The organism is Bradyrhizobium sp. UFLA05-109 (assembly GCF_054185165.1).
In genome coordinates this window covers 1-22,739 of record NZ_JBBIAR010000029.1, presented here as the reverse complement: position 1 = coordinate 22,739, position 22,739 = coordinate 1, and the positions used below count along the sequence as shown (strand labels likewise).

Annotated in this window: 25 protein-coding genes; 11 read left to right on the top strand and 14 right to left on the bottom strand. The window is 64.5% G+C overall.

Going from position 1 to position 22,739, the window contains the following annotated elements; all coding sequences use genetic code 11:
- The first annotated feature begins 58 nt into the window (after positions 1-58).
- Genes Q3C01_RS21760 through Q3C01_RS21740 form a run of 5 tightly spaced genes read left to right on the top strand, consistent with a single transcriptional unit; the run spans position 59 to position 3,623 of the window.
- Positions 59-661 carry a DUF1285 domain-containing protein gene (locus tag Q3C01_RS21760; RefSeq protein ID WP_458147427.1) on the top strand — a complete coding sequence of 201 codons (603 nt, stop codon included), beginning with the start codon at positions 59-61 and terminating at the stop codon, positions 659-661.
- A complete protein-coding gene (locus Q3C01_RS21755) occupies positions 658-1,329 on the top strand; it encodes a CoA pyrophosphatase (RefSeq protein ID WP_458147349.1) in 672 nt (223 codons plus the stop codon). The genes Q3C01_RS21760 and Q3C01_RS21755 overlap by 4 nt, the downstream gene beginning before the upstream one ends.
- The gene (locus tag Q3C01_RS21750; protein ID WP_458147348.1) at positions 1,326-1,589 is read left to right on the top strand and encodes a DUF6111 family protein; all 264 of its coding nucleotides are present in this window, start codon (positions 1,326-1,328) and stop codon (positions 1,587-1,589) included. Before Q3C01_RS21755 ends, Q3C01_RS21750 begins: the two co-directional genes overlap by 4 nt.
- A 10-nt stretch (positions 1,590-1,599) precedes the next feature.
- The gene (locus tag Q3C01_RS21745) at positions 1,600-2,856 is read left to right on the top strand and encodes a CCA tRNA nucleotidyltransferase (RefSeq protein WP_458147347.1); all 1,257 of its coding nucleotides are present in this window, start codon (positions 1,600-1,602) and stop codon (positions 2,854-2,856) included.
- Complete coding sequence (locus Q3C01_RS21740) at positions 2,853-3,623, top strand: TSUP family transporter (protein WP_458147346.1); 771 nt, start codon at positions 2,853-2,855, stop codon at positions 3,621-3,623. The genes Q3C01_RS21745 and Q3C01_RS21740 overlap by 4 nt, the downstream gene beginning before the upstream one ends.
- Before the next feature lie 252 nt (positions 3,624-3,875).
- On the opposite strand, the gene Q3C01_RS21735 is transcribed toward Q3C01_RS21740, so the two are convergent.
- From Q3C01_RS21735 to Q3C01_RS21705, 7 genes are all read right to left on the bottom strand, one after another.
- The gene (locus Q3C01_RS21735; protein ID WP_458147345.1) at positions 3,876-4,103 is read right to left on the bottom strand and encodes a DUF2158 domain-containing protein; all 228 of its coding nucleotides are present in this window, start codon (positions 4,101-4,103) and stop codon (positions 3,876-3,878) included.
- A gap of 100 nt (positions 4,104-4,203) precedes the next feature.
- Positions 4,204-5,244, bottom strand: coding sequence for a hypothetical protein (locus Q3C01_RS21730; RefSeq protein ID WP_458147344.1), 1,041 nt, complete (start codon positions 5,242-5,244; stop codon positions 4,204-4,206).
- A gap of 97 nt (positions 5,245-5,341) precedes the next feature.
- Complete coding sequence (locus Q3C01_RS21725; protein ID WP_458147343.1) at positions 5,342-6,097, bottom strand: HAD family hydrolase; 756 nt, start codon at positions 6,095-6,097, stop codon at positions 5,342-5,344.
- Entirely contained in the window at positions 6,088-6,975 is an 888-nt protein-coding gene (hemF, locus tag Q3C01_RS21720) for an oxygen-dependent coproporphyrinogen oxidase (RefSeq protein ID WP_458147342.1), read from the bottom strand. The genes Q3C01_RS21725 and hemF overlap by 10 nt, the downstream gene beginning before the upstream one ends.
- Positions 6,976-7,123: 148 nt before the next feature.
- Positions 7,124-7,489, bottom strand: coding sequence for a 6-pyruvoyl trahydropterin synthase family protein (locus tag Q3C01_RS21715; protein ID WP_458147341.1), 366 nt, complete (start codon positions 7,487-7,489; stop codon positions 7,124-7,126).
- A gap of 30 nt (positions 7,490-7,519) precedes the next feature.
- On the bottom strand, positions 7,520-8,164 hold the full coding sequence (gene queE, locus Q3C01_RS21710; RefSeq protein ID WP_458147340.1) for a 7-carboxy-7-deazaguanine synthase: 645 nt from the start codon (positions 8,162-8,164) through the stop codon (positions 7,520-7,522).
- An 18-nt stretch (positions 8,165-8,182) separates the two neighbouring features.
- Positions 8,183-8,641 (bottom strand): tRNA (cytidine(34)-2'-O)-methyltransferase, encoded by a 459-nt coding sequence (locus tag Q3C01_RS21705; RefSeq protein WP_458147426.1) that lies wholly within the window; start codon positions 8,639-8,641, stop codon positions 8,183-8,185.
- A 280-nt stretch (positions 8,642-8,921) separates the two neighbouring features.
- On the opposite strand from Q3C01_RS21705, the gene petA reads away from it, so the two are divergent.
- From petA to Q3C01_RS21675, 6 genes are all read left to right on the top strand, one after another.
- On the top strand, positions 8,922-9,452 hold the full coding sequence (petA, locus tag Q3C01_RS21700) for a ubiquinol-cytochrome c reductase iron-sulfur subunit (protein ID WP_458147339.1): 531 nt from the start codon (positions 8,922-8,924) through the stop codon (positions 9,450-9,452).
- A gap of 62 nt (positions 9,453-9,514) precedes the next feature.
- On the top strand, positions 9,515-11,578 hold the full coding sequence (gene fbcH / locus Q3C01_RS21695) for a cytochrome b/c1 (RefSeq protein WP_458147338.1): 2,064 nt from the start codon (positions 9,515-9,517) through the stop codon (positions 11,576-11,578).
- A 295-nt stretch (positions 11,579-11,873) separates the two neighbouring features.
- Complete coding sequence (locus tag Q3C01_RS21690) at positions 11,874-12,548, top strand: dienelactone hydrolase family protein (RefSeq protein ID WP_458147337.1); 675 nt, start codon at positions 11,874-11,876, stop codon at positions 12,546-12,548.
- 117 nt (positions 12,549-12,665) lie between these two features.
- Positions 12,666-13,091, top strand: a complete 426-nt coding sequence (locus Q3C01_RS21685; RefSeq protein WP_458147336.1) for a hypothetical protein — start codon at positions 12,666-12,668, stop codon at positions 13,089-13,091.
- Between the two features lie 314 nt (positions 13,092-13,405).
- Positions 13,406-15,571: an anthranilate synthase component I gene (locus tag Q3C01_RS21680; RefSeq protein ID WP_458147335.1), complete on the top strand. Its 2,166-nt coding sequence runs from the start codon at positions 13,406-13,408 to the stop codon at positions 15,569-15,571.
- Between the two features lie 9 nt (positions 15,572-15,580).
- Positions 15,581-16,120 (top strand): adenine phosphoribosyltransferase, encoded by a 540-nt coding sequence (locus tag Q3C01_RS21675; RefSeq protein ID WP_458147334.1) that lies wholly within the window; start codon positions 15,581-15,583, stop codon positions 16,118-16,120.
- 184 nt (positions 16,121-16,304) lie between these two features.
- Here Q3C01_RS21675 and Q3C01_RS21670 read toward each other — a convergent pair whose 3' ends face one another.
- The 7 genes from Q3C01_RS21670 to Q3C01_RS21640 form a co-directional block, all read right to left on the bottom strand.
- Positions 16,305-16,637, bottom strand: coding sequence for a GIY-YIG nuclease family protein (locus Q3C01_RS21670; protein ID WP_458147333.1), 333 nt, complete (start codon positions 16,635-16,637; stop codon positions 16,305-16,307).
- A gap of 89 nt (positions 16,638-16,726) precedes the next feature.
- Complete coding sequence (locus Q3C01_RS21665) at positions 16,727-17,395, bottom strand: hypothetical protein (RefSeq protein WP_458147332.1); 669 nt, start codon at positions 17,393-17,395, stop codon at positions 16,727-16,729.
- Positions 17,396-17,455: 60 nt separating this feature from the next.
- Entirely contained in the window at positions 17,456-18,208 is a 753-nt protein-coding gene (locus Q3C01_RS21660; protein WP_284276320.1) for a P-loop NTPase family protein, read from the bottom strand.
- A 207-nt stretch (positions 18,209-18,415) separates the two neighbouring features.
- A complete protein-coding gene (locus tag Q3C01_RS21655; protein WP_458147331.1) occupies positions 18,416-19,627 on the bottom strand; it encodes a M48 family metallopeptidase in 1,212 nt (403 codons plus the stop codon).
- A 32-nt stretch (positions 19,628-19,659) separates the two neighbouring features.
- On the bottom strand, positions 19,660-20,220 hold the full coding sequence (locus Q3C01_RS21650) for a LemA family protein (protein WP_027524255.1): 561 nt from the start codon (positions 20,218-20,220) through the stop codon (positions 19,660-19,662).
- A gap of 145 nt (positions 20,221-20,365) precedes the next feature.
- Entirely contained in the window at positions 20,366-21,343 is a 978-nt protein-coding gene (locus Q3C01_RS21645) for a small ribosomal subunit Rsm22 family protein (RefSeq protein ID WP_458147330.1), read from the bottom strand.
- Between the two features lie 112 nt (positions 21,344-21,455).
- Positions 21,456-22,739 (bottom strand): chromosome segregation SMC family protein (locus Q3C01_RS21640; RefSeq protein WP_458147329.1); only part of this gene is annotated, 1,284 nt, incomplete at its 5' end.

The following is a 22,739-nucleotide window of genomic DNA, read 5'->3' as shown; positions in this document are numbered from 1 at the left end:
CACCGAGGTACAACGTAGACCTGCACCAATCGTGCCAAAGACAAAGTCAGGGCAAACCATGGCGAAGCAAGGGCAGAGCAGCAATCGGGGTCTTGACGGGCTGACTGCCGCCGCCAAGAACGCCGGCGCTGCCCAAAAAGGGTTACCGCCGGTTCATCTGTGGAATCCGCCATTCTGCGGCGATCTCGACATTCGAATCGCCTCCGATGGTACGTGGTTCTACATGGGGACGCCCATCGGTCGCCCGGCGCTGGTGCGCCTGTTCTCGACTATCCTAAAACGCGAAGGGGACAAGCACTTTCTCGTCACGCCCGTGGAGAAGGTCGGGATTCGCGTCGATGACGCGCCGTTCATGGCGGTCGAGATGCAGAAGGAGGGCGAAGGCGACCATCGCGTGCTGAGCTTCCGCACCAATGTCGACGACTGGGTGAGGTGCGATGCTGCGCATCGCTTGCGCTTCGAGCAAGCAGCCGATGGCGGGCTGACACCCTATCTGCACGTGCGCTCTGACCTTTGGGCCAAGGTGACACGCGCGCTCTATTACGATCTGGTTGACATGGGCGAGGAGCGGATGATCGATGGCCAGCCAATGTTCGGTGTCGAGTCGGCCGGCGAATTCTTCGCCATGGCGGATGCTGAGCAGGTGAGGGCCGCGCTTTGACCAAGCCGTTTCTGAAGGACGAACCCGTCCGGTTGGGCGCGGCGGATTTTTTCGCCCGCTCCAAGGCGCGGCTGACCTTCGACGTGCCGTCCGCCCTCTATGATCCCAACATCGTGCCGATGTCGGGTGATCCCGGCACCGACAAGATGCTCGAGATCGTTGCGCGCGAGCAGCCGGTGCGCCCCGCGGCGGTCCTGATCCCGGTCATCGATAGGCCCGAGCCGACCGTGCTGCTGACGCAGCGCTCGGCGCATCTGAACGACCATGCCGGGCAGATCGCGTTTCCCGGCGGCAAGATCGACGCAATTGACGCCTCGCCGCGCGATGCGGCGCTGCGCGAGGCCGAGGAAGAGGTCGGCCTGCCGCGCGACTTCGTCGAGCCGGTCGGCTATCTCGATCTCTACGGTACCGCCTTCGGCTTCCGTATCCTGCCGACGGTCGCAAGGGTGCGGCCGGGATTTGAGCTTGTGATCAACCATTCCGAGGTTGATGACGCCTTCGAGGTGCCGCTATCCTTCCTGATGAATCCGGCGAACCACCAGGTGCACAGCAAGGAATTCCGGGGCATGGAGCGCTTCTATTACGCGATGCCGTTTGCCGAGCGGTACATCTGGGGGGCGACCGCCGGGATATTGCGTGTGCTGTATGAGCGGATCTATTTGCCATGATCCGGCCGGCGCTGACCGAGATCGGAATCTTCCTCGTTCCCTTCGCGGTCTATGCCTTGTTCCTGGTCGCGAGCCGCTCGGGCCTATTGGTGCAGTCGTCCTGGCCGGTCTACACCATCGCCCGCCTCGGGCTGGTTGCGCTGGTGCTGGTGATCGCAAGCCTGGTCGGGCTTGCACATTTCACCGGCGCATCGCCGAACTCGACCTATGTCCCCGCGCATGTCGAGAACGGCCGGCTCGTGCCGGGCGTCGAGAAATAGGGGCTGGCAGATGAGCGCGGAGCCCCTGCTTGCCGATGCCCGATGGCTGACCTCCGGCGGGACCGCGCGCGTCCTGAAGCTCCTGAACGCGGACGGCGAGGAGGCGCGCGTGGTCGGCGGCGCCGTGCGCAACGCACTGCTCGGCTTGCGGCCGGGGGACATGGACATCGCGACCACCGCATTGCCGGAGGAAGTGATGCGGCGGGCAAAGAGCGCCGGCATCAAGAGCGTGCCGACCGGCATCGACCACGGCACCATCACGCTCGTGATCGACGGGCACCCGTACGAGGTCACGACGCTGCGTGAGGACACCGAGACCTTCGGCCGCAAGGCCAAGGTCGCGTTCGGCCGCGACTGGGTGAGGGACGCCGAGCGGCGCGACTTCACCATGAACGGGCTGTCGGTCGACGCGAAGGGCGTCGTGCACGACTATGTCGGCGGGCTTGCCGACGTTGCGCTGCGGCGCGTGCGTTTCATCGGCGATCCCGACCAGCGCATCGCCGAAGATTACCTGCGCATCCTGCGCTTCTTCCGCATCCACGCCGCCTTCGGCGCCGGTGAGCCGGATCGCGACGGCTATCTCGCCTGTATTCGCGGCCGCGCCGGGCTGGCCGGTCTCTCGGCCGAGCGGGTGCGCATGGAAATGCTCAAGCTGCTCGTCGCAGGCGGCGCTGCAGCTGCGACGTTCGCCATGGCCGACGGCGGCCTGCTCCAATCGTTGGTCGGCGGCGTCGCCTATACCGGCCCGCTGGCGAGCATGATCGCGATCGAGCACGAACTCGGCCTACCGGCGAGCGCGACCCGGCGTCTCGCGGCGCTGACCGTCGCCGTCACCGAGGATGCCAAGCGCGTCGCGTCGCGGTTGAGGCTCAGCAATGCGGAGGCCAAGGCGCTGGATTCGATGGGACACCGCTGGTGGCGGTTCGCCAACAAGGACGAGACCAATGCGCGGCGGCTGCTCTATCGGTTAGGCGTCGAGCGCTATCACGATCGTGTGTTGCTGGCCTGGGCGAGGGACGGTGGCGATTCGAATTCCGCACGCTGGCGTGAGCTTGCCGAGCTGCCGCAACGCTGGATGCCGCCGAAATTCCCGCTGAAAGCCGCCGACTTCATCGCGCGCGGCATGGCGGAAGGGCCCGCGCTCGGGCATGTGTTGACGCTCGCCGAGGATGCTTGGCTTGCCGCGGATTTTCCCCTAGAGGAGGCGGCGCTCGCTTCCATCGCCGATCAAGCTGCGGCACGCGTCAGCCGCGATCAGAGAACGTGACGATCGTCTCAGCCTTCGCCGATATCTCGATTTTGCAGCTCCTGCTGGTCGCGTTGATGGCATTGTTTGCTTCGATCATCGGCGGGCTCGCAGGCTACGGCACCGGCGCCCTGATGCCTCTGGTGCTGGTGCCGATGGTCGGCGCCGAGCCCGTGGTGCCCATCATCGCGATCTCGGCGATCTTCACCAATCTCAGCCGCGCGATTGCCTATGTCAGCTATGCCGATCGCCGCCGCGCGCTCGTCGTGCTCGCCTGCGCGGCGCTGACGACGGCGCTCGGCGCCTACGGCTACACGCGCCTCACCAATGCCGGCGCGGCGCTGGTGATCGGCACCATGCTGATCCTGAGCGTGCCGCTGCGCCGCGTGCTGCGCCGCCGCCAGGTCAAGATCGGCAATACAGGTCTTGCGGCGGGCTCGGTCGGTTATGGCGTGCTGGTCGGCGGCACCTCGGGCTCGGGCGTCATCCTGCTCTCGCTGCTGATGGCCGCCGGCCTCGAAGGCGCGGCGGTGATCGCGACCGACGCGATGATCTCGCTCGGCACCGGCCTCATCAAGATCTCGGTGTTTGGTCTCGCCGGCGCGGTGACCGCGCAGGTGCTGGCGTTCGCGCTCCTGATCGGCGGGATGGCGGTGCCTGGCGCGTTCCTGGCAAAGGCCTTTGTCGAGCGGATGCCGGTGCATATCCACGCCGCGATCCTCGATGTCGCGGTGATCACGGGCGGGCTCGTGATGATCTCGGCTGCGGTGAAGCAACTCGTCAGCTAAGGCATGACGAGATCGGGGGCGGTCATCCCAAATGTCGCGATGATGGCATCATGCATGTGATTTGCCCGACGCGTCAAGTTATTTCGTAAAATCCGCAAGGCGTCGCGTCGACAGTCGCCGGCTACTTTGCATGGGGTTGTTTTCGAGGTTTTTGGAGGTCCCAAAGTCTGGGCGACCCCGATCTGATCGCGCTTTCCGGAACGTCGCGGTCCAGGTGATATTCTCCTGGACCGCGATCGAGCTTGGCCGCGCCTATTCCTCGTCCTCGTCGTCTTCCTCTTCGTCCTCTTCCTCATCCTCGTCGTCTTCGTCCTCTTCGGGGTCGGCCTGCTCGAGCACGGCGAGCGGCAGCGTCTCGCGAAACAGGCTGCCCTCCATGCCCATCCAGAGGCAGAGCACGTCCTCCTCCTTGACCTCGACGACGGTCAGCGGATGGCCGCCGGATTTCAGCATCACGACATCGCCGGCTTTCAGTTCCATGGATTTGTCCTCCGTGTTGATCCACACGGCTCAACGCTAGCAAGCCGTCATGACATGCCGATCACGGATCGGGAGAGGGACTTCGTTCCTGTGGATGACCTCAGCCGCGCTCGTTCACCGCGGTCCGGATCGGCGTGCACTGGTCGCTGAACAAACCGATGGCATCGCGCGCCAGCGGAACGTGGCAGAGGAAACCGGATGGACGGTATTTCACCCTGATACGCTCGAGCTGGGCCATCGTCAGCGTCATGTATGCATCGATGCGTCGGGCCTGCGTGTTAAGGCGCTCCTTGTAGTCTTCCTGCTGCTTTGGAAGTGCCTGTTTCCCGCTCTGGTTCATATCGACTGCGGCGCCAGGCCTGCCCCGCAGCGCCTCGAAGCAATGATGCATGATCAGCACGTGGTGCTTGGCGCTCCACCAGTTGATGTTGACCACCTTCCGCAAAGGATCGACCGCGCCGCTGCCCGGCTGCCTGGCACAAAGATCGACGTAGGCCTTCGGTCCATTGGCCGTGGGGTCCGTGCACAACTCCTCGTTCGGCGGCCCGTGTTCGCTGCCGTCGTAGATGGCTCCCTTGAAGTGCGGGAGGTTGGCTTCTGCGTCGCAGTCGAAATTGTACTCGGTCAGCAGCGTGTCCGTGAGCGGGTCCTGGTCGAGGGTGCGCGGGGCGGCCGGATCGCGGCTGAGATCGCTCGGCCAATCGATATAGATCTCCGCTTTGCGCGCAAAGACGAGCCCGTTCTGTCGCAGCGTGGTCCGCGCCTTGGAATAGTCCGAAGCGAGGTCGGACGCAGCCTTCGCGTCCACTTGCACGACGGCAGCGTCTGCCTTGGCCGTTCGAGCCTCGGCATAGTCGGCGAGGATGCTCTCCTGAAGCATCTGGACCTCGGCGAAGGCGTTCGAGATCTCGATGAAGGTCGAGGTCGCTGCCGCCATGTCCGCCTTGGCCTGCTCGCCGACCTTCTCCTCGTAGGAATTGAGGTACTGGAAGTAGCCGCCGAAGAATCCGGTGAGCAGGGTGACGATGGTCAGTCCCTTGGTGACCGAGAGGCGACTGTCCCAGGACTGGATGCTGTCCCACAGGCCCGGCTTCTTGGCAGGCGCCTGCGCGCGCTTCGTCTCCTTTGGAACGTCCTGCATCGCTGCCTCCGTCCGCGCCTCGACCTCGTCGCGCCCGAGCGCGATCGTACCGCAATCCCGGATTGCGATCTGTGAAGAATTTCACTTGAGGAAGCGGTTAGGGTTCGTGGGGCAACAGCTCGGCCAGAGAGCGGATGATGCGGTCGGGCTTCACCGGCGATCCCTGGGGTAGGCCCTCGCCATGCACGTCCATCCAGATGGCGTAGATGCCGAGCCGCTGCGGCGTCACGACCTCCCATTCGAGATTGTCGCCGACCATCCAGGTATCATCGGGGGTGACACCGAGCGCATCCATCGCGTGCAGATAGGCGCGCTCCTCGGGCTTGCCGAAACCGTGCTCGCCCTCGATCTGGATGTGGTCGAAGCGGTGGGTCAGCTCGAAACGCTCGACCTTGGCGCGCTGCATGTCGGCAGCGCCATTGGTCACCAGCGCGAGCTTGACCCCAAGCGCCTTCAGCCGGTCGATCGCTTCGTGCGCGCCGGGGAAGACGAACATCTCCTCTTCGCGATAAGTGGTGAAGCGGTCGGCGAGGCGGACCGCGAGATCGTCGGGCAGGGCGCGGTGCCCGCTTGCGGCGAGCGCTGCGAAACCGCCTTTCACCGTCAGCCGCCGCGCCTCGCCGAGCTTGAGCCGCCAGGCGGCTTCCGCATTGGCCCAAAAATTCCGCGCAAACGTCAGAACGGCTGCTGCGACCTGCTCCGGTGGCAACGGTGCGAGCTCGGCCGCGAACTCGGTTGCGATCGTGTTCCAGGCGATCTCGGGACGCCCATAGGCCGACAGGATGGTGTCATCCATGTCGATCAGCATGGCGCGGGGGAGGGGCTTTGCGGTCTTCATCGATGTCATGGCCATTTCACTTCCGGCGGCAGCGAGGACAGGATCGAATCCACGTTGCCGCCGGTCTTGAGCCCGAAGATCGTGCCGCGGTCGTAGAGCAGGTTGAACTCGACATAGCGTCCGCGCCGGACCAACTGCTCCTCGCGATCGGCAGGCGTCCAGGCGGTCGCGAAATTGCGCTGCACGAGTTCCGGATAGATCTTCAGGAAGGCACGGCCGACGTCCTTTGTGAAGGCGAGATCGGCTTCCCAATCGCCGCTGTCATGCCAGTCGTAGAAGATGCCGCCGATGCCGCGGGCCTCTTTCCGGTGCGGCAGATAGAAATACTCGTCGCACCATTTCTTGTACTTGTCGTAGTCGGCGACGCCGTTCGGCCCGCCACAGGCTTCCTGCATCGCGGTGTGGAAGGCGATCGCGTCGGCATCCTCCTGCGTGCGCCGCCGGTCGAGCACGGGCGTCAGATCGGCGCCGCCGCCGAACCAGGCTTTCGTCGTGACGACGAACCGCGTGTTCATATGCACCGCCGGCACGTTCGGATTACGCATGTGCGCGATCAGCGAGATGCCCGACGCCCAGAACCGCGGATCCTCCGCCGCGCCGGGGATCTGCGCGCGAAACTCGGGCGCGAACTCGCCGTGCACGGTCGAGCAGTGCACGCCGACCTTCTCGAACAGGCGGCCGTACATCATCGACATCACGCCGCCGCCGCCGGGCGCGCCAGAGTGGTCGGTGCGCTGCCACGGCGTGCGCACGAAGCGCCCCGCCGCACCGGGATAGAGACCTTGCGGCGCGTCGTCCTCCAGCCGCTCGAAGCTTGCGCAGATGTCGTCGCGCAGGGATTCGAACCAGCTCCGTACCCGCGTCTTGCGCTCCTCGATCATCGAAACGTCCATATGCAATTCCCGTCGCTAGCCAAGCGGAGTGTCGCGTAGGGTGGGCAAAGGCGCTCTTGCGCCGTGCCCGCCACTTCTGCAACCGTCATCGCGGTTGCCAAAGAGGTGGGCTCGCTTTCGCTTTGCCCACCCTACGAAATCTACGAATCTAGCCTTGCGGACCGTAATAGGTGCAGCTCTCGTTGCAACTGTCGCGATGGATGCTGACGCGGGTCAGCCCGCCGAGATGCGCAAGGCGCTCCCAGACGAAGCGCGAGAGGTTTTCCAGCGTCGGATTACCCAGCGCCTCGATCTTGTTGAGGAACTTGTGGTCCAGCGTCAGGCGCACATCCTCGATCGCGCGCTGAAGGAGGCCGAGATCGATCACCATGCCGGTCACCGGATCCGGTGTGCCGCGCAAGCTCACCTCGGCGCGGAAGGAGTGGCCGTGAATCTCTTCGCTCGCTGCGCCAAAGGTCGTGCCCGACAGCGAGTGCGCCGCCTCGAAGCGGAACGATTTGGTCAATTCCCACATCTTGTGAACGTCAGTCCTGTCTGATGCCAGCTACCTGATGCCAAGCGTCTTGTGTGTTTGCACGCTGAGCCGCCATTGCGGGTGGCGCAGGCAATAGTCGATGGCGCGCGCGGTGTTCTCGGCCACGTCTGGCCCGTCCATTGGTTGCAGCGAGAACCGCTCGAAGGCGAGGCCTTCGAACGCTTCCGGCAGCGCCTGCGCTTGCGGATAGACCAGCTTCAGCTCGTGACCGCGCCGCACGACGAGATCGCTTCCCGCTTTCGGACTGACGCAGATCCAGTCGAGGCCATCAGGCGGGAGGATCGTACCGTTGGTTTCGACCCCGATCTCGAAGCCGTTCGCGTGTAGCGCATCGACCAGCGGGGCGTCTACCTGCAAGAGCGGCTCGCCACCGGTCAGCACGACATAACGGTTCCCTCGATGCCTTTCTTGGGTTCCCGTCCATTGCGCGGCGATCGTCGCAGCAAGGTCTTCCGCGGCCGCGTAGCGTCCGCCCAGCGTGCCATCGGTACCGACGAAGTCGGTGTCGCAGAACTGGCAGACGGCGCCGGCGCGGTCGGCCTCGCGGCCGCTCCAGAGGTTGCAGCCGGCAAAGCGGCAGAACACCGCCGCGCGCCCGGCATGGGCGCCTTCACCTTGCAGCGTCAGGAAGATCTCCTTGACCGCGTAACTCACCATCCACTCCTTGAAACGCTAAGCTTGAACATAGCGGGTCTGCCGCAGCGCTTCGCCTGCGGCCATCGCCGCGGTCATCGCCACATTGAGCGAGCGCAGCCCCGGCTTGATCGGGATGACGAGCCGCGCATCCGCACCCGCCACCACCTCGTCGGTGACCCCTGCGCTCTCACGCCCGAGCAGCAGGATGTCCGACGGCTGGTAGCGAAAATCAAGATAGTTGGTCGCGCCCTTCGTGGTGAACAGCAGCAGCCGGTGTCCTTGTTCCCTGCGCCATGCCTCGAATTTCGACCAGGAGTCGTGACGGGTCACGCTGACCTGGTCCAGATAGTCCATTCCCGCCCGGCGGAACAAGCGGTCGGAGACGGGAAAGCCTGCCGGCTCGATGATATGGGCGGCCATGTCCAGACAGGCACAGAGCCTGAGAATCGTGCCGGTGTTCTGGGGGATGTCGGGCTGGAAAAGCGCTATCTGCATGGGCATGACGGGGGCTGGTTGCGGGCCGGAAATGTCTCAATAAAACATCGCTAGCCGCGGAATTCGTGCATTGCACGCTTCCGCGCCGATAGCGGGCTTGCGCTTGCCCGGCAAGGGTGCCAATAGAACGATTCTGGACTGCTGTTTCGCTCGTTTTCGCGCGGATCAAGCAAAGTTCTGCCGCCGCGGGGGGCCGCGGGCGCCGGCAGCCTGTTCTGGGGACCTTTGGGCGCCCCCTGGGGCGGTTCCGCCGGTCGCATAAGAAGAAAGGGTTGGAATCGTGACGACAGCGTCTTCGGCGGACCATCCGACACGCCGTGATTTCCTTTTCGTTGCAACGGGGGCAGCAGCGGCCGTGGGGGGCGTTGCGACGCTCTGGCCGTTCATTTCCCAAATGAATCCGGACGCCTCGACGATCGCCGCCGGCGCGCCGATCGAGGTCGATCTGACCCCGGTCGCCGAGGGCCAGGACATCAAGGTGTTCTGGCGCGGCAAGCCGATCTACATCAGCCACCGCACCAAGAAGCAGATCGAAGAGGCGCGCGCGGTGAACGTCGCGAGCCTGCCAGATCCGCAACCCGACGATGCCCGGGTCAAATCCGGCCACGAGCAGTGGCTCGTCGTGATCGGCATCTGCACCCATCTCGGCTGCATCCCGATCGCCCATGAGGGCAATTACGACGGATTCTTCTGCCCCTGCCACGGCTCGCAGTACGACTCTTCGGGCCGCATCCGTCAGGGGCCGGCGCCCGCGAACCTGACGGTGCCGCCGTATCAGTTCGTCTCCGACACCAAAATCCAGATCGGCTGAGCTTCGGACCCCGCGCCCGAAGCTTCGAGCCGTCGCGTCGTTTATTTCCTCAGGATCGCATCATGAGCGGACCCTCCGACTACCAGCCGAGCAATCCAGCCCTGAAATGGATCGAGCGGCGGCTGCCGATCTTTGGTCTTATGCACTCCTCGTTCGTCGCCTATCCGACGCCGCGTAACCTGAACTACTGGTGGACCTTCGGCGCCATCCTGTCCTTCATGCTCGGGATTCAGATCCTGACCGGCGTCATCCTGGCGATGCACTACACGCCGCATGCCGATCTCGCCTTCAAGTCGGTCGAGCTGATCGTGCGCGACGTCAATTACGGCTGGCTGCTGCGCAATATGCACGCGGTTGGCGCGTCGATGTTCTTCTTCGCCGTCTATGTCCATATGCTGCGCGGCCTGTACTACGGCTCCTACAAGGAGCCGCGCGAGGTGCTGTGGATCCTCGGCGTCATCATCTATCTCCTGATGATGGCGACCGGCTTCATGGGCTACGTGCTGCCGTGGGGCCAGATGAGCTTCTGGGGCGCCACCGTCATCACCAACCTGTTCTCCGCTTTTCCCTATGTCGGCGAGAGCATCGTGACGCTCTTGTGGGGCGGCTATTCGGTCGGCAACCCGACGCTGAACCGCTTCTTCTCGCTGCACTACCTGCTGCCGTTCATCATCGCGGGCGTCGTCGTGCTGCACGTCTGGGCGCTGCACGTCGCGGGCCAGAACAATCCGGACGGCGTCGAAGCCAAGACCGAAAAGGACACGGTACCGTTCACGCCGCACGCTACGATCAAGGACCTCTTCGGCGTGTCCTGCTTCCTGCTCCTCTATTCCTGGTTCATCTTCTACATGCCGAACTATCTCGGCGACGCCGACAACTACATCCCGGCGAACCCGGGCGTGACGCCGCCGCACATCGTGCCGGAATGGTACTACCTGCCGTTCTACGCGATCCTGCGCTCGATTCCGAACAAGCTCGCGGGCGTCATCGCGATGTTCTCGGCGATCATCGTGCTGGCCTTCCTGCCCTGGCTCGACAGCGCCAAGACGAGGTCCTCGAAGTATCGTCCGCTCGCCAAGCAGTTCTTCTGGATCTTCGTCGTGGTCTGCGTGCTGCTCGGCTATCTCGGCGCGCAGCCGCCGGAGGGCATCTACGTGATCGCCGGCCGCATCCTGACGGTCTGCTACTTCGCGTATTTCCTGATCGTGCTGCCGCTGCTCTCCCGTATCGAGACCCCGCGGCCGGTGCCGAACTCGATCTCCGAGTCAGTCCTGGCGAACGGTCGAAAGGTTGCGGCCTCCGTCGTCGTCGCACTTATCGCGGCCGGCGCGCTGTTTGCGGGTACATTGCAGGATGCCCGCGCCGCCGAAGGCACGGACAAGCCGCCGGCGCAGAAATGGTCGTTTTCAGGCCCTTTCGGCAAGTTTGACCGCGGCGCGTTGCAGCGCGGCTTGAAGGTCTACAAGGAGGTCTGCTCCAACTGCCACGGCCTGTCCTACATCGCCTTCCGCAACCTCGCGGAAGCCGGCGGACCCGGCTATTCGCCGGCGCAGGCGGCGGCGTTTGCCTCGGACTACAAGGTCAAGGACGGCCCGAACGACCAGGGCGAGATGTTCGAGCGCCCGGGCCGCCCGGCGGATTACTTCCCCTCGCCCTTCCCGAACGAGCAGGCGGCTCGCGCGGCGAACGGCGGTGCTGCACCGCCGGATCTGTCGCTGATCACCAAGGCGCGGTCCTATGAGCGCGGCTTCCCGTGGTTCATCTTCGACTTCTTCACTCAGTACCAGGAGCAGGGCCCCGACTACGTCGCGGCGATCCTGCAGGGTTTCGAGGACAAGGTGCCGGAGGGCGTGACCATTCCGGAGGGCTCCTACTACAACAAGTACTTCCCGGGCCACGCCATCAAGATGCCGAAGCCGCTCAGCGATGGCCAGGTCACCTTTGACGACGGCTCGCCGGCCACGGTCGCGCAATACGCCAAGGACGTCACCACCTTCCTGATGTGGGCCGCGGAGCCGCACATGGAAGCGCGCAAGCAGCTCGGTTTCCAGGTGTTCGTCTTCCTGATCATCTTCGCGGGATTGATGTACTTCACCAAGAAGAAGGTCTGGGCCGACGCGCATTGAGCGGTTTAATAGCCATAGAAATAGGAAAGCCCCCGCAAGGGGGCTTTTTTGTTAGGGCGTTCACGTCGCGGACGCGCTGCAGCGTTCCTGGCGATGCGAAGCATCGTCCAGTACGCTGCTGCGCAGAGCCGCGTATCCACGGCTGGGCCCGGATCAGCAATGCACCACGCCGCGAGGGGCGGCGCACTGCATTGCATCCGGGGCACGAGAGTGTGTTGTTTGAAGCGATTGCCTATCGTGCTCGCACCCGCCAAAATGCCTCCAACAGCCCCCCAGGAACTCGTCGGAGGAAAGCATGGGCACCGTCATCACCTTCAAGCGTCCGGACGGCAAGGATGCGTCGGGCTATCTCGCCAATGCCGCGCGTGGCAACGCGCCAGGCGTGGTCGTGATCCAGGAATGGTGGGGCCTGCAGGACCAGATCAAGGGCCTGTGCGACCGCTTCGCGCTTGCGGGTTTCGATGCGCTGGCGCCTGACCTCTACAAGGGCACGGTGGTGCCCTATCACGACACCGACGCTGCCGGCCGCGAGATGAACTCGCTCGATTTCATGGACGCCACCACGCAGACCGTGCGCGGCGCCGCGCAATTCCTCGCGCGCAACGGCGCCAAGGTCGGCCTGACCGGCTTCTGCCTCGGCGGTGCCGTGACCATCATCGGCGCCACCAAGATTCCGGAGCTTGCGGCCGGCGTGGTCTTCTACGGCATTCCGCCGGAGCAGGCGGCCAAGCCGGCCGACGTCAAGATCCCACTCCAGGCGCATTTCGCCAGCAAGGACGATTGGTGCACGCCGCAAGTGGTCGACGCGTTCGAGAAGGCCATGAAGGCCGCCGGCAAGTCGCTCGAGCTGTTCCGCTATGACGCCGAGCACGCCTTCGTCAACGAACAGCGCCAGGCCGTGCACGACCGCGAGGCCGCCGAGCTCGCCTGGGGCCGCGCGACGGAGTTCTTTAGGAAGCATTTGGGATGAACGCAGCGGCACGCTGATGCGACACAAGGCAAGCCGCCCGGTATTGGGCGGCTGCTTTGGCGCGGTCACGCACTTTGCCGCGTCGGAGCCAACACACATTGGCGCCGAGCATCCCATATGAAAGCCTTCCTGATCGCATCATTGTTCGTGACCGGCCTTGCGGCCCCGTGTTGGGCCAAGGATCCCGCATGCAACGGGCCGGAATTTCAGGCCTTCCGGACTGACTTTGAGAGCGCGGCCAATGCGAACGACAAGAACCGTATCGTCAAGCTGATCGCTTTTCCGGTCGAGTATTGGTCGGGGGAAGGCAAGCACGATGTCCAGAGCGGGCCGGTCAAGAGCGAGGCCGAATTCCTGCAACGCTACAACACGCTGTTCACGCCCTTCATGGGCAAGCATCTGCACACTGCAAAATTGCTATCGTTGCCCGACGGCCGCTGCGCCCTGACCTGGCATGACACCAATTCCGAGTTCACCTTCGAATTCCGCTATGTCCCCGACACCGGATACCGGGCGATCGGATATGAGGTGGGGGCGTATTGATCCGTAGCCCGGATGGAGCGAAGCGAAATCCGGGCTGTCTCGAAATGTGGCGCTGGTCCCGGATTGCGCTGCGCGCCATCCGGGCTACTGCGCCGGCAACCATCTTGACGCCGCCGCCGTGCCATGGTGTGTAGTTCCCCATGAGCACCGTCATCCGCCCATCCCGTCGTTGGTGGCGCACCTCCTAAGAGGTGGCCGGTGCGATTTCTTTTTCCCAAATCGTCGAAGGTCGCCAACGCAGTGCGGCGGCCTGATCGTTTGTCCTGTGTGGCGTTCCCTCGGCAAGTCTCGTAAGAGGAGCCCAAGAGGATCACATGAACAGGACTGTCTTTGCCCTTCCGGCCAGAAGCGACTATGTGACCCGCGCGGGTCTCGCGATCACGCGCGTGGCGGAGCAGTTCAGCGGTGGCGCCAGCAGGCTCGACGACCTCGTCAACCTGCTCGACCGCCGCCGCGGCGTGGTGCTGTCGTCGGGCACGACCGTGCCCGGCCGCTACGAGAGCTTTGACCTCGGCTTCTCCGATCCGCCGCTCAAGCTCGAAACCGTCGGCGTCAATTTCAAGCTCGAAGCGCTGAACCAGCGCGGGCAGGTGCTGATCGCCTTCCTCGCCGACGTCCTGCGCGAGCCTTGCGTGGTGATCTCCGAGAAGACGGCCTCGCGGCTTACAGGCCACATCATCCGCGGCGATGCGCCGGTCGAGGAGGACCAGCGCACGCGGCGCGCCAGCGTGATGTCGCTGGTGCGCGATCTCGTCAGCGCCTTCTCCGCCAATGACGACGGCCTGCTCGGCCTGTTCGGTGCGTTTGCCTACGACCTCGTCTTCCAGATCGAGGATCTCGTGCAGAAGCGCGCGCGCGAAAAGGACCAGCGCGACATCGTGCTCTATGTGCCCGATCGCCTGCTCGCCTATGACCGCGCCACCGGCCGCGGCGTGGTGCTGAGCTACGACTTCAGCTGGAAGGGCCGGTCGACCGAGGGCCTGCCACGCGAGACCGCTGATAGCCCATATCTCAAGACGCCGCGGCAGGGCTTTGCCGATCACGCGCCCGGCGAATACCAGGCAACGGTCGAGACCGCGCGCGCGGCCTTTGCCCGCGGTGATCTCTTCGAAGCCGTGCCGGGACAGCTCTTCGCCGAGCCGTGCGAGCGTTCGCCTGCAGAAGTGTTCCAGCGCCTTTGCGTCATCAACCCGTCGCCCTACGGCGCGCTGATGAATCTCGGTGAAGGCGAATTCCTGGTGTCCGCCTCGCCCGAGATGTTCGTGCGCTCCGACGGCCGTCGTGTCGAGACCTGCCCGATCTCGGGCACCATCGCACGCGGCACGGATGCGATCGGCGATGCCGAGCAGATCCGCCAGCTCCTGAACTCGGAGAAGGATGAGTTCGAGCTCAACATGTGCACCGACGTCGATCGCAACGACAAGGCGCGCGTCTGCGTGCCCGGCACCATCAAGGTGCTGGCACGGCGCCAGATCGAGACCTACTCAAAACTCTTCCACACCGTCGACCATGTCGAAGGCATGCTGCGTCCCGGCTTCGATGCGCTCGATGCGTTCCTCACCCATGCCTGGGCCGTGACCGTCACCGGCGCGCCAAAGCTCTGGGCAATGCAATTCGTCGAGGATCACGAGCGTTCGCCACGCCGCTGGTATGCGGGTGCGATCGGCGCGGTGAATTTCGATGGCAGCATCAACACCGGCCTGACCATCCGCACCATCCGGATGAAGGATGGGCTTGCCGAGGTGCGCGTCGGCGCCACCTGCCTGTTCGACTCCGATCCCGCTGCGGAAGACCGCGAGTGCCAGGTAAAGGCGGCGGCGCTGTTCCAGGCGTTGCGCGGCGATCCGCCGAAGCCGCTGTCGACCTTCGCACCCGATGCGACCGGCTCGGGCAAGCAGGTGCTGCTGATCGATCATGACGACAGTTTCGTGCACATGCTCGCCGATTACTTCCGCCAGGTTGGCGCCAGCGTCAGCGTGGTCCGCCATGTGCATGCGCTCGACATGCTCAAGCAGAAGACATGGGATTTGCTGGTGCTGTCGCCTGGACCGGGCAGGCCCGAGGATTTCGGGATCAAGAAGACCATCGATGCGGCGCTTCAGAACAAGCTGCCGGTGTTCGGCGTCTGCCTTGGGGTGCAGGCGATTGGCGAATATTTTGGCGGCGAGCTCGGGCAACTGACGCATCCCGCTCACGGCCGGCCGTCGCGGGTGCAGGTGCGGGGTGGGCGCCTGATGCGCAACCTACCGAACGAGATCGTGATCGGCCGCTACCATTCGCTGTATGTTGAACGCGACAGCATGCCGGATGTTCTATCCGTGACGGCGAGCACCGAGGACGGCGTCGCCATGGCGCTCGAGCACAAGACGCTGCCGGTCGCCGGTGTGCAGTTCCATCCGGAATCGCTGATGTCGCTCGGCGGCGAGGTGGGTTTACGAATTGTCGAGAACGCGTTCCGGCTGAATGCGGGCGTCGATTGAGAGGCACCTATGACCTTTGACTACGATCTGAAGGCGAGCGTCCGCACCATTCCGGACTATCCCAAGCCCGGGATCAAGTTCCGCGACATCACCACGCTGCTGGCCGATGCGCGCGCCTTCCGCCGCGCGGTCGACGAGCTCGTGCATCCCTGGGCCGGCAACAAGATCGACAAGGTTGCCGGCATGGAGGCGCGCGGCTTCATCCTCGGCGGTGCCGTGGCGCATCAGCTCTCGGCCGGCTTCGTGCCGATCCGCAAGAAAGGCAAGCTGCCGCACACCACGGTGCGCATCGCCTATTCGCTGGAGTACGGCATCGACGAGATGGAGATGCATGTGGATGCGGTCGCGCCCGGCGAGCGCGTGATTCTGGTCGATGACCTCATTGCCACCGGCGGCACCGCCGAGGGCGCGGTGAAGCTGCTCAGGCAGATCGGCGCCAACGTGGTCGCGGCCTGCTTCATCGTCGATCTGCCGGAGCTCGGCGGCGCCGCCAAGCTGCGCGCCATGGACGTGCCGGTGCGCACGCTGATGACGTTCGAAGGGCATTGAATAGAGCCGCGTAGGAGGTGCGCTCCCTCTCCCGCCTGCGGGAGAGGGCTGTGGTGAGGGTGGCTCCGCAATCGATAGCCGCTACGCGGAGAGAGCCCCCACCCGGCGCTTCGCGCCGACCTCTCCCGCTAGCGGGAGAGGTGAAGCGGAGGCGGCGGCCAGATCGCACCCAAGCCACAAAACGCTAGATCGCCTCGGCTTTCAGCTCCGACAGCCAATGCAGCATGCGCTCTTTCAGAAGCGCATCGCGGACATAGCTCATCTCCTCCTCGTCCAGCCGCTCGCATTCGGCGAAGCCGAGGCCTGCGTCGCCATGCGCGTTCCACGCCGCCTGAAGGGTGCGGCAGGGGTGTCCGCCTTGGCGTAGCGTGAACCAGATCCGGTTGGGGACCTTCTCCAGATCGAGCGCTTGGCCGACCCAGGCTTCGCCCGTAGCCGCGCAGCGAACGACGTAGATGCCAACGGCGGTCTTGCGCTCCTTGTAGGCGGCAATCGCGGCCTTGCGGTCGATGCTCATGGGCTGGTCTCGGCGGGGGGGGGGAGTGGTCGTCGCGAGGTCTCATACAAGCCGTCGGGCAGCCGGTAAATATTATCCGGGTAAAATACTCAGGGCCGTTGGAGGATCAGGCTCAGCTCGAGCTCGCGGAAGGCGAGGTAGTTCCGCCGGATCCACTGGTGCAACTCGGTGGACGTATCCTTCTCTTGCCGCAGATAACCGGTGAAAGAGAAGTTGAGCCGGTCGATATAGGTCTTCAGGAAACCCGGCAGCGCCGGAAGGCGGAACAGCCTGCCGCCAGCCATGGCGGGCGGCAGCTCGCCTCGGACGACATATTCGTTGTCCACGGTGATCAGATTGATCCGCGGGATCTGTCCGCGCAGTGTCTCGTACGAGCGGCCCGAGACGCGGTCGGTGTCGGCGACGAACAGGATCATGGGCGCCACGTGGCGGCGCTCGGCTTCCTTCAACAGGCCGATCTCGTCGGTCATCTTGAAGAATTCGTCGAAGGCGTGGAAACCAAGGTCGATCACCTTGGCGAGGCCGTCATCGACGATGACGCGGTCCATGAGCTGCATCTTGCCGTAGGTGTCGATGACGTCGGCCGTCTCGGTGACCTTCGGCAGATAATCGAGCAGCGACGGCTCCTTCAGATTGACGTCGAACCCCGCGACATCACCGTTCTTGAGCAGCAGAAATTCAGTCAGCAAGCGCGCGAGCAACGTCTTGCCGACCTGCGGTCGGGGCGAGCAGATGATGTAGACGGGCGTGGCGGCCATTGGCAGCTATATCAGACGAGTTGCTCGCCCAATCCAGCCGTATCCGCCTTTCGCCTGCAACTATTTTTCGCTGCTGCGGGCCGCGGGCTTGGAGCCGACGATGTCGGTCAGCCGGATGCGGTCATACTCGCTCCAGACGTTCGCCAGCCAGTGCCGGACGTAGCCACGTAGCACGAAGGAGTAGTTCGCGGCCTCGTCGTGGATGCCCTTGTTGGCGACGAATTTCAGGAACGGAACGGACGAAACCTCGACCTGCTCATAGGCCATTTCGTTGAGCTTGGGGATGGTCAGCTCGGTCGCGTCCTTGATGCGGTGGAAGTAGGAATTGTAGGTCGCCTGGTCCCACTGGAAGAACTGGGTGTCGTTGATGAAGTTCTTCACCAGGAAATATTTCGCGCCGGTCATGAAGCCTGCGGTCTCTGCGATCTCCTCCAGCGAGGCGATCGAGGGTCCCAGGATGTGGAACACGGCGAAGGTGATCTGGCCGGCCTTGGCGGCGTCGAGGAAGCCGATGTCGCGCAGCGAAGCCAGCGCCGGCGAAAGCAGGCCCGCGCGGACGTCGATCACGGTCACCGACGGGCTCACCGCATTGAGCGTGTCGAAGATCTTCATCTGATCGGCCGTCGTCGTCATATCGACGATCTCGGTGATTTCGGGGTGGAAGCGCTTCAGGGTTCCGCGCGGCGATTCCGTGTCGAACGCGCGGGTCGGCACGTTGTTGGCGGAAAAATAATCGAGCAAGGTGCGCGAAACCGTGGTCTTGCCAACCCCGCCCTTGTCCGCACCCACCACAACCACTGCCGGCTTTGCCATTGCTGTCCCCTAACGCGCGCCCGCCGATCGCTGGTTGCGATCGGCCGGGTCGCAAATCGATGTCCCGAGTCTGCTGTTGGGCGCGAACATGGCAGAAACAAGGGAGAATTCAATTCTTTGCAGGCTGGTTCTGGCAATTCTCGAGGTTTTTCCCAATCGTCATGAGATCCCTGCGCGATCTGCCTCGTGCGGCGGCAAATCGCACGCTCAATGATGGCCCCAGGGACCCATTGGATTGTCAACTGGTGTTCCGGAGGGGCTGGACGCGGGGCCATGCGGCACAGCGGCGGGTTTTCCGGAATCGTTCCACGGGCCGCCGGGCAGCGGCGGCGGGCTGTCCTGCTGCCCGGTCTGCGTTTCGGGCTCTTCGGCTTCGTCCGCGGGCGGCGGCAGCGGACCCGGATCATGGCCGCCGGCAAAATTGACCAGCGCCTCGATCCGCGAGTCCACCGAGGGGTGGGTCGCGAACAGATCCGCGAAGCCCTCGCGGGGATTGTCGACGCAGAGCTCCATCACGGCAGAGGTCGCGCCGGGCAGCTCGCCGCGGCCGTCGATCTTGCGCAGCGCCGAGATCATCGCGTCGGGGTTCTTGGTGAGCTCGACCGAACCGGCATCGGCCAAGAATTCGCGCGAACGCGACAGCGCGAGCTTGACGACCTGCGACACCAGCCAGGCCACCACGATCAGCACGACCGCGATGATGATGACCACCACCGCGCCGCCGCCGGAGCTCTTGCTGTCGCTTGACGAGGAGCGGGAGGACGACGACGAGGACGAACCCGACGACCACGAGCCGCCGGAGCCGGAACTCCAGCGGAAGCTGGTGAACAGGCGGAAGAACAACTCGCCGAAGAAGCCGACCACACCGGCGATGATGACGGCGACCACCATCAGCTGCACGTCGCCGTTCCTGATGTGGGTCAGCTCGTGGCCGAGCACCGCCTCGATCTCCTGGTCGTTCAGCGCTTTCAGGAGGCCGGTGGTGACGGTGATCGCGTATTGCCGCGGATTGAGGCCGGTCGCGAACGCGTTCAGCGCCGGGCTCTCCATGATCTTCAGCTTCGGCATGGTGATGCCGCGCGAGATGCAGAGATTTTCGAGGAGATTGTAGAGCCGCGGTTGTTCCTGCCGGGTCACGTCGTGGCCGCCGGTGACGGCGTCGATCATCGACTGGTGGAAGAAATAGGCGATTATGATCCAGGCGATCACGGCGGCGGTCGCGAAAGGGGAGGCCTTGATCAGGTCGGAGAGGGCGCGGGTCAGGTAATAAGCGACCGACTGATTGCCGTTGATGACGACTTCGGCGATCAGCGCGCCGGCATAGACCAGCACGTAGATCAGCAGGAACAGGCCCGCGAGCAGCACCATCGAACGAAACTTGTTCGAGGCGATATGCGTGTAGAGACCATACGCGGCCATGGCGCGCTGTCCTGCCGGTCTATCGTTTCAGATCAGAACTTGACCTGTGGCGCTGCCTCGACCTCGGTGCGGCTCGCGCCGAGATCGAAGAACTCCTTGCGCGTGAAGCCGAACATGCCGGCGAACAAGGCGGCAGGCATCTGCTGGATGCCCGTGTTGTATTCCTGGACCGCGTTGTTGAAGAAACGGCGGCTCGCGGCGATCTTGTTTTCGAGGTCCGAGAGTTCGCTCGCGAGCTGCTGGAAGTTCGCATTGGCCTTGAGGTCGGGATAGGCCTCCGACAGCGCGATCAGCCGGCCGAGCGCGCCGGAGAGCTGGTTCTCGGCCGCGGACACCTGCGCCGGCCCCTGCGCCGACATCGCCGAATTGCGCGCCTTGATGACGTCGTCGAGCGTGCCGCGCTCATGCGCAGCGTAGCCCTTCACGGTCTCGACCAGGTTCGGGATCAGGTCATGCCGCTGCTTGAGCTGCACGTCGATATCGGCAAAGGCCTGGCCGACGCGCTGGCTCAGCGCCACCAGGCGGTTGTAGGCGCCGAAGGCGAACAGCACGAGGACGACGATGACGCCGAGAACGATCCAGCCGGTCGACATGGAGAAACTCCTGAGGGGGAAGAAGGCGGATAGCGTAGACCAAAATGATGCCGGGCGGCAGCCGGTGCGCGAGGCGGGCAAAAGGCAAGTAAGCCTTGGTCGGGCGCGAGGCCATTCCAGTTCAAGGGAAAAGCACTGATAGAGGTCAACTTTCGGCCATGACGGCATCGCCCCAGCGCCAGCGGCGGGCAACTGCATAGGCCGCCTTGTCCCGGCGCGGGACCTTTGCGACCTCGACGCTCCCTTCAGTACAAAGTTTTGCGGTGATCTCGACCTTGCCGATATCTGGCTCTGCCAGCACGCGCGAAAAGCGCGCGCCGACAGGGGCCCGGGTCAGCGCCACATAGATGAACTTCTCATCCTCGAAGGGGACCTCGGCCCCCTTGAGCTGCCGATGTGCTTGCGAGCGCGGCAGGCGTTGGGCGAAATGGCACCAGTCGGGCGCTGTGAGCGGGCAGGGCTTGTCGTGCGGGCAGGGCGCCGCGACATGCGCGCCTGATGCAATCAACTGCTGACGCAGCGCCATGATGCGTGCGTAGCCGGCCGGCGTGCCGGGCTCGATCACGACGAGCGCGTGCCGGGCTTTTGCCCACATGGCCGCGCCGAGCGCTCGCTGGTCGTGCTCACTGATCTCACCGATCATGTAGCTCGCGACGACGAGATCGGCGGGCGCGGCCTCCGCGAGGTTCGCAGCAGCGTCGCCCGGCAAATAGCGGCAGTCGGCCAGTCGCGTGCTGTCCTGCGCCAGCTCGAGCGCCAGGCTGCTCAACGTGCGGTTCGCGTCGAGCAGGGTGAAGGATTGCAGCGAGGCAAAGGCTTCCGCGGCCGCCCAACTCGCGGTGCCCGGACCGGCGCCGACATCGAGCAGGGATTCCGGAGCAAGCTCTGGCGCGATCTCGGTCAGTGCATTCAGGCTGGCCGCAACGGCGGCGTAAGTCGCCGGCATGCGCGCGAGCGCATAAGCCAATGCATCGGCCTCCGACTTGATCGTGCCGGAGCCGCCGCCTGCGCGATAGGTGGTCGAGATTTTCTGCGACCGCTGTGCCGCGTCGGTGCGCGAAAAGCCTTGGAGCTTTGCGTCGAGGGCGGCTTTCAGTTCGGCGGGGAGGGTGGGTGAGATCATCACCAACTCCCGTCATTCCGGGGCGCGACGCAGTCGCGAACCCGGAATCTGGAGATTATGGCGCGAGATTCCGGTTTCTCGCTTCGCGAGCCCTGGAATGACGCGGAAATCGTCACGCCACGTTCTGGTCGAGAATGTCCACCGCCTCTGCCAGGCTCACCGACACGAGCTGCGAGACGCCGCGCTCGGCCATGGTGACGCCGAACAGCCGATTCATCCGCGCCATGGTGATCGGGTTGTGCGTGATGATGATGAAGCGCGTGTCGGTCGAGCCGGTCATTTCGTGCAGCAGATTGCAGTACCGTTCGACGTTGTGGTCGTCGAGCGGCGCGTCGACTTCGTCCAGCACGCAGATCGGCGAGGGGTTAGTGAGGAACACTGCGAAGATCAGCGCCATGGCAGTGAGCGCCTGCTCACCGCCCGAGAGCAGCGACAGCGTCTGCGGCTTCTTGCCCGGGGGTTTTGCGATGATCTCGAGACCGGCTTCCAGCGGATCGTCGCTCTCGATCAGGTGCAGCGCCGCCTCGCCACCGCCGAACAACTCGACGAACAGGCGCTTGAAGTGGTTGTTGACGACCTCGAAGGAGGTCAGCAGCCGCTCGCGCGCTTCCTTGTTGAGGCTCTGGATGCCCTGGCGCAGCCGCTTGATGGCTTCGACGAGGTCGTCGCGCTCAGTGGTCAGGCCGGTGTGCTGGGTCTCGACCTCCTTGAGCTCTTCCTCGGCGCGCAGGTTCACAGCGCCGAGACGCTCGCGGTCGCGGCGCATCTTTTCGAGGTCCTCCTCGATCTCGTGCAGCGGCGGCAGCTCCGCGCCGGGCTCGATCTCGGCGAGGCCGGCGACGGCCTGCGGCTCGACCTCAAGCATGTCGCGGATTTCGCGCTCGATGTCTTCCAGCCGGCGCCGCGCGCCTTCCATGCGCTCCTCGGCACGCGCTGTCGCTTCGCGGGCGCTCGACAGGGCTTCGAGCGTCAGCTTTGCAACGCGATCGGTCTCTGCCATGGCCGTTTCGGCCTCGGCGAGCGCGTCGGCGGCAACGCGGCGATCGTTCTCGGCGTATTCGATCTCGTTGATCAGCGCGCTGCGCTTCTCGGCGAACACGGCCGGCGCGTTTTCGAGGTCGCTGCGCTCGATCGAGACCTCAGTGATGCGGGCCTGGATGGTGTCGATATGGGAGGCCGCACTCTCCTTGCGGTTCTGCCATTCGGTGCGCTCGGCGAGGATTGCCTGCACGCGACGGTCGGCAAGCTCGGCCTCGCGCGCCAGCGCCTGTGCCTCGGCACGGACTTGAGCGGCCATGCGGCGATGGCCCTCGATGTCGCTGCGTACGGCGGCGAGCCGGACTTCGGTGTCTTCGCTCGACGGCAGCTCCGAGATCGCAGCCGCTGCGTATTCGTG

Coding starts and splice junctions, on each gene's coding strand:
- Q3C01_RS21715 (WP_458147341.1), bottom strand. CDS start 7,489: ATGTGGGAATTGACCAAATCGTTCCGCTTCGAGGCGGCGCACTCGCTG.
- Q3C01_RS21690 (WP_458147337.1), top strand. CDS start 11,874: ATGGGCACCGTCATCACCTTCAAGCGTCCGGACGGCAAGGATGCGTCG.
- Q3C01_RS21650 (WP_027524255.1), bottom strand. CDS start 20,220: ATGTCGACCGGCTGGATCGTTCTCGGCGTCATCGTCGTCCTCGTGCTG.
- Q3C01_RS21680 (WP_458147335.1), top strand. CDS start 13,406: ATGAACAGGACTGTCTTTGCCCTTCCGGCCAGAAGCGACTATGTGACC.
- Q3C01_RS21660 (WP_284276320.1), bottom strand. CDS start 18,208: ATGGCAAAGCCGGCAGTGGTTGTGGTGGGTGCGGACAAGGGCGGGGTT.
- Q3C01_RS21645 (WP_458147330.1), bottom strand. CDS start 21,343: ATGATCTCACCCACCCTCCCCGCCGAACTGAAAGCCGCCCTCGACGCA.
- Q3C01_RS21665 (WP_458147332.1), bottom strand. CDS start 17,395: ATGGCCGCCACGCCCGTCTACATCATCTGCTCGCCCCGACCGCAGGTC.
- Q3C01_RS21705 (WP_458147426.1), bottom strand. CDS start 8,641: ATGCAGATAGCGCTTTTCCAGCCCGACATCCCCCAGAACACCGGCACG.
- Q3C01_RS21725 (WP_458147343.1), bottom strand. CDS start 6,097: ATGGCCATGACATCGATGAAGACCGCAAAGCCCCTCCCCCGCGCCATG.
- Q3C01_RS21670 (WP_458147333.1), bottom strand. CDS start 16,637: ATGAGCATCGACCGCAAGGCCGCGATTGCCGCCTACAAGGAGCGCAAG.
- fbcH (WP_458147338.1), top strand. CDS start 9,515: ATGAGCGGACCCTCCGACTACCAGCCGAGCAATCCAGCCCTGAAATGG.
- Q3C01_RS21735 (WP_458147345.1), bottom strand. CDS start 4,103: ATGGAACTGAAAGCCGGCGATGTCGTGATGCTGAAATCCGGCGGCCAT.
- Q3C01_RS21675 (WP_458147334.1), top strand. CDS start 15,581: ATGACCTTTGACTACGATCTGAAGGCGAGCGTCCGCACCATTCCGGAC.
- hemF (WP_458147342.1), bottom strand. CDS start 6,975: ATGGACGTTTCGATGATCGAGGAGCGCAAGACGCGGGTACGGAGCTGG.
- Q3C01_RS21760 (WP_458147427.1), top strand. CDS start 59: ATGGCGAAGCAAGGGCAGAGCAGCAATCGGGGTCTTGACGGGCTGACT.
- Q3C01_RS21685 (WP_458147336.1), top strand. CDS start 12,666: ATGAAAGCCTTCCTGATCGCATCATTGTTCGTGACCGGCCTTGCGGCC.
- Q3C01_RS21655 (WP_458147331.1), bottom strand. CDS start 19,627: ATGGCCGCGTATGGTCTCTACACGCATATCGCCTCGAACAAGTTTCGT.
- Q3C01_RS21730 (WP_458147344.1), bottom strand. CDS start 5,244: ATGCAGGACGTTCCAAAGGAGACGAAGCGCGCGCAGGCGCCTGCCAAG.
- Q3C01_RS21750 (WP_458147348.1), top strand. CDS start 1,326: ATGATCCGGCCGGCGCTGACCGAGATCGGAATCTTCCTCGTTCCCTTC.
- Q3C01_RS21745 (WP_458147347.1), top strand. CDS start 1,600: ATGAGCGCGGAGCCCCTGCTTGCCGATGCCCGATGGCTGACCTCCGGC.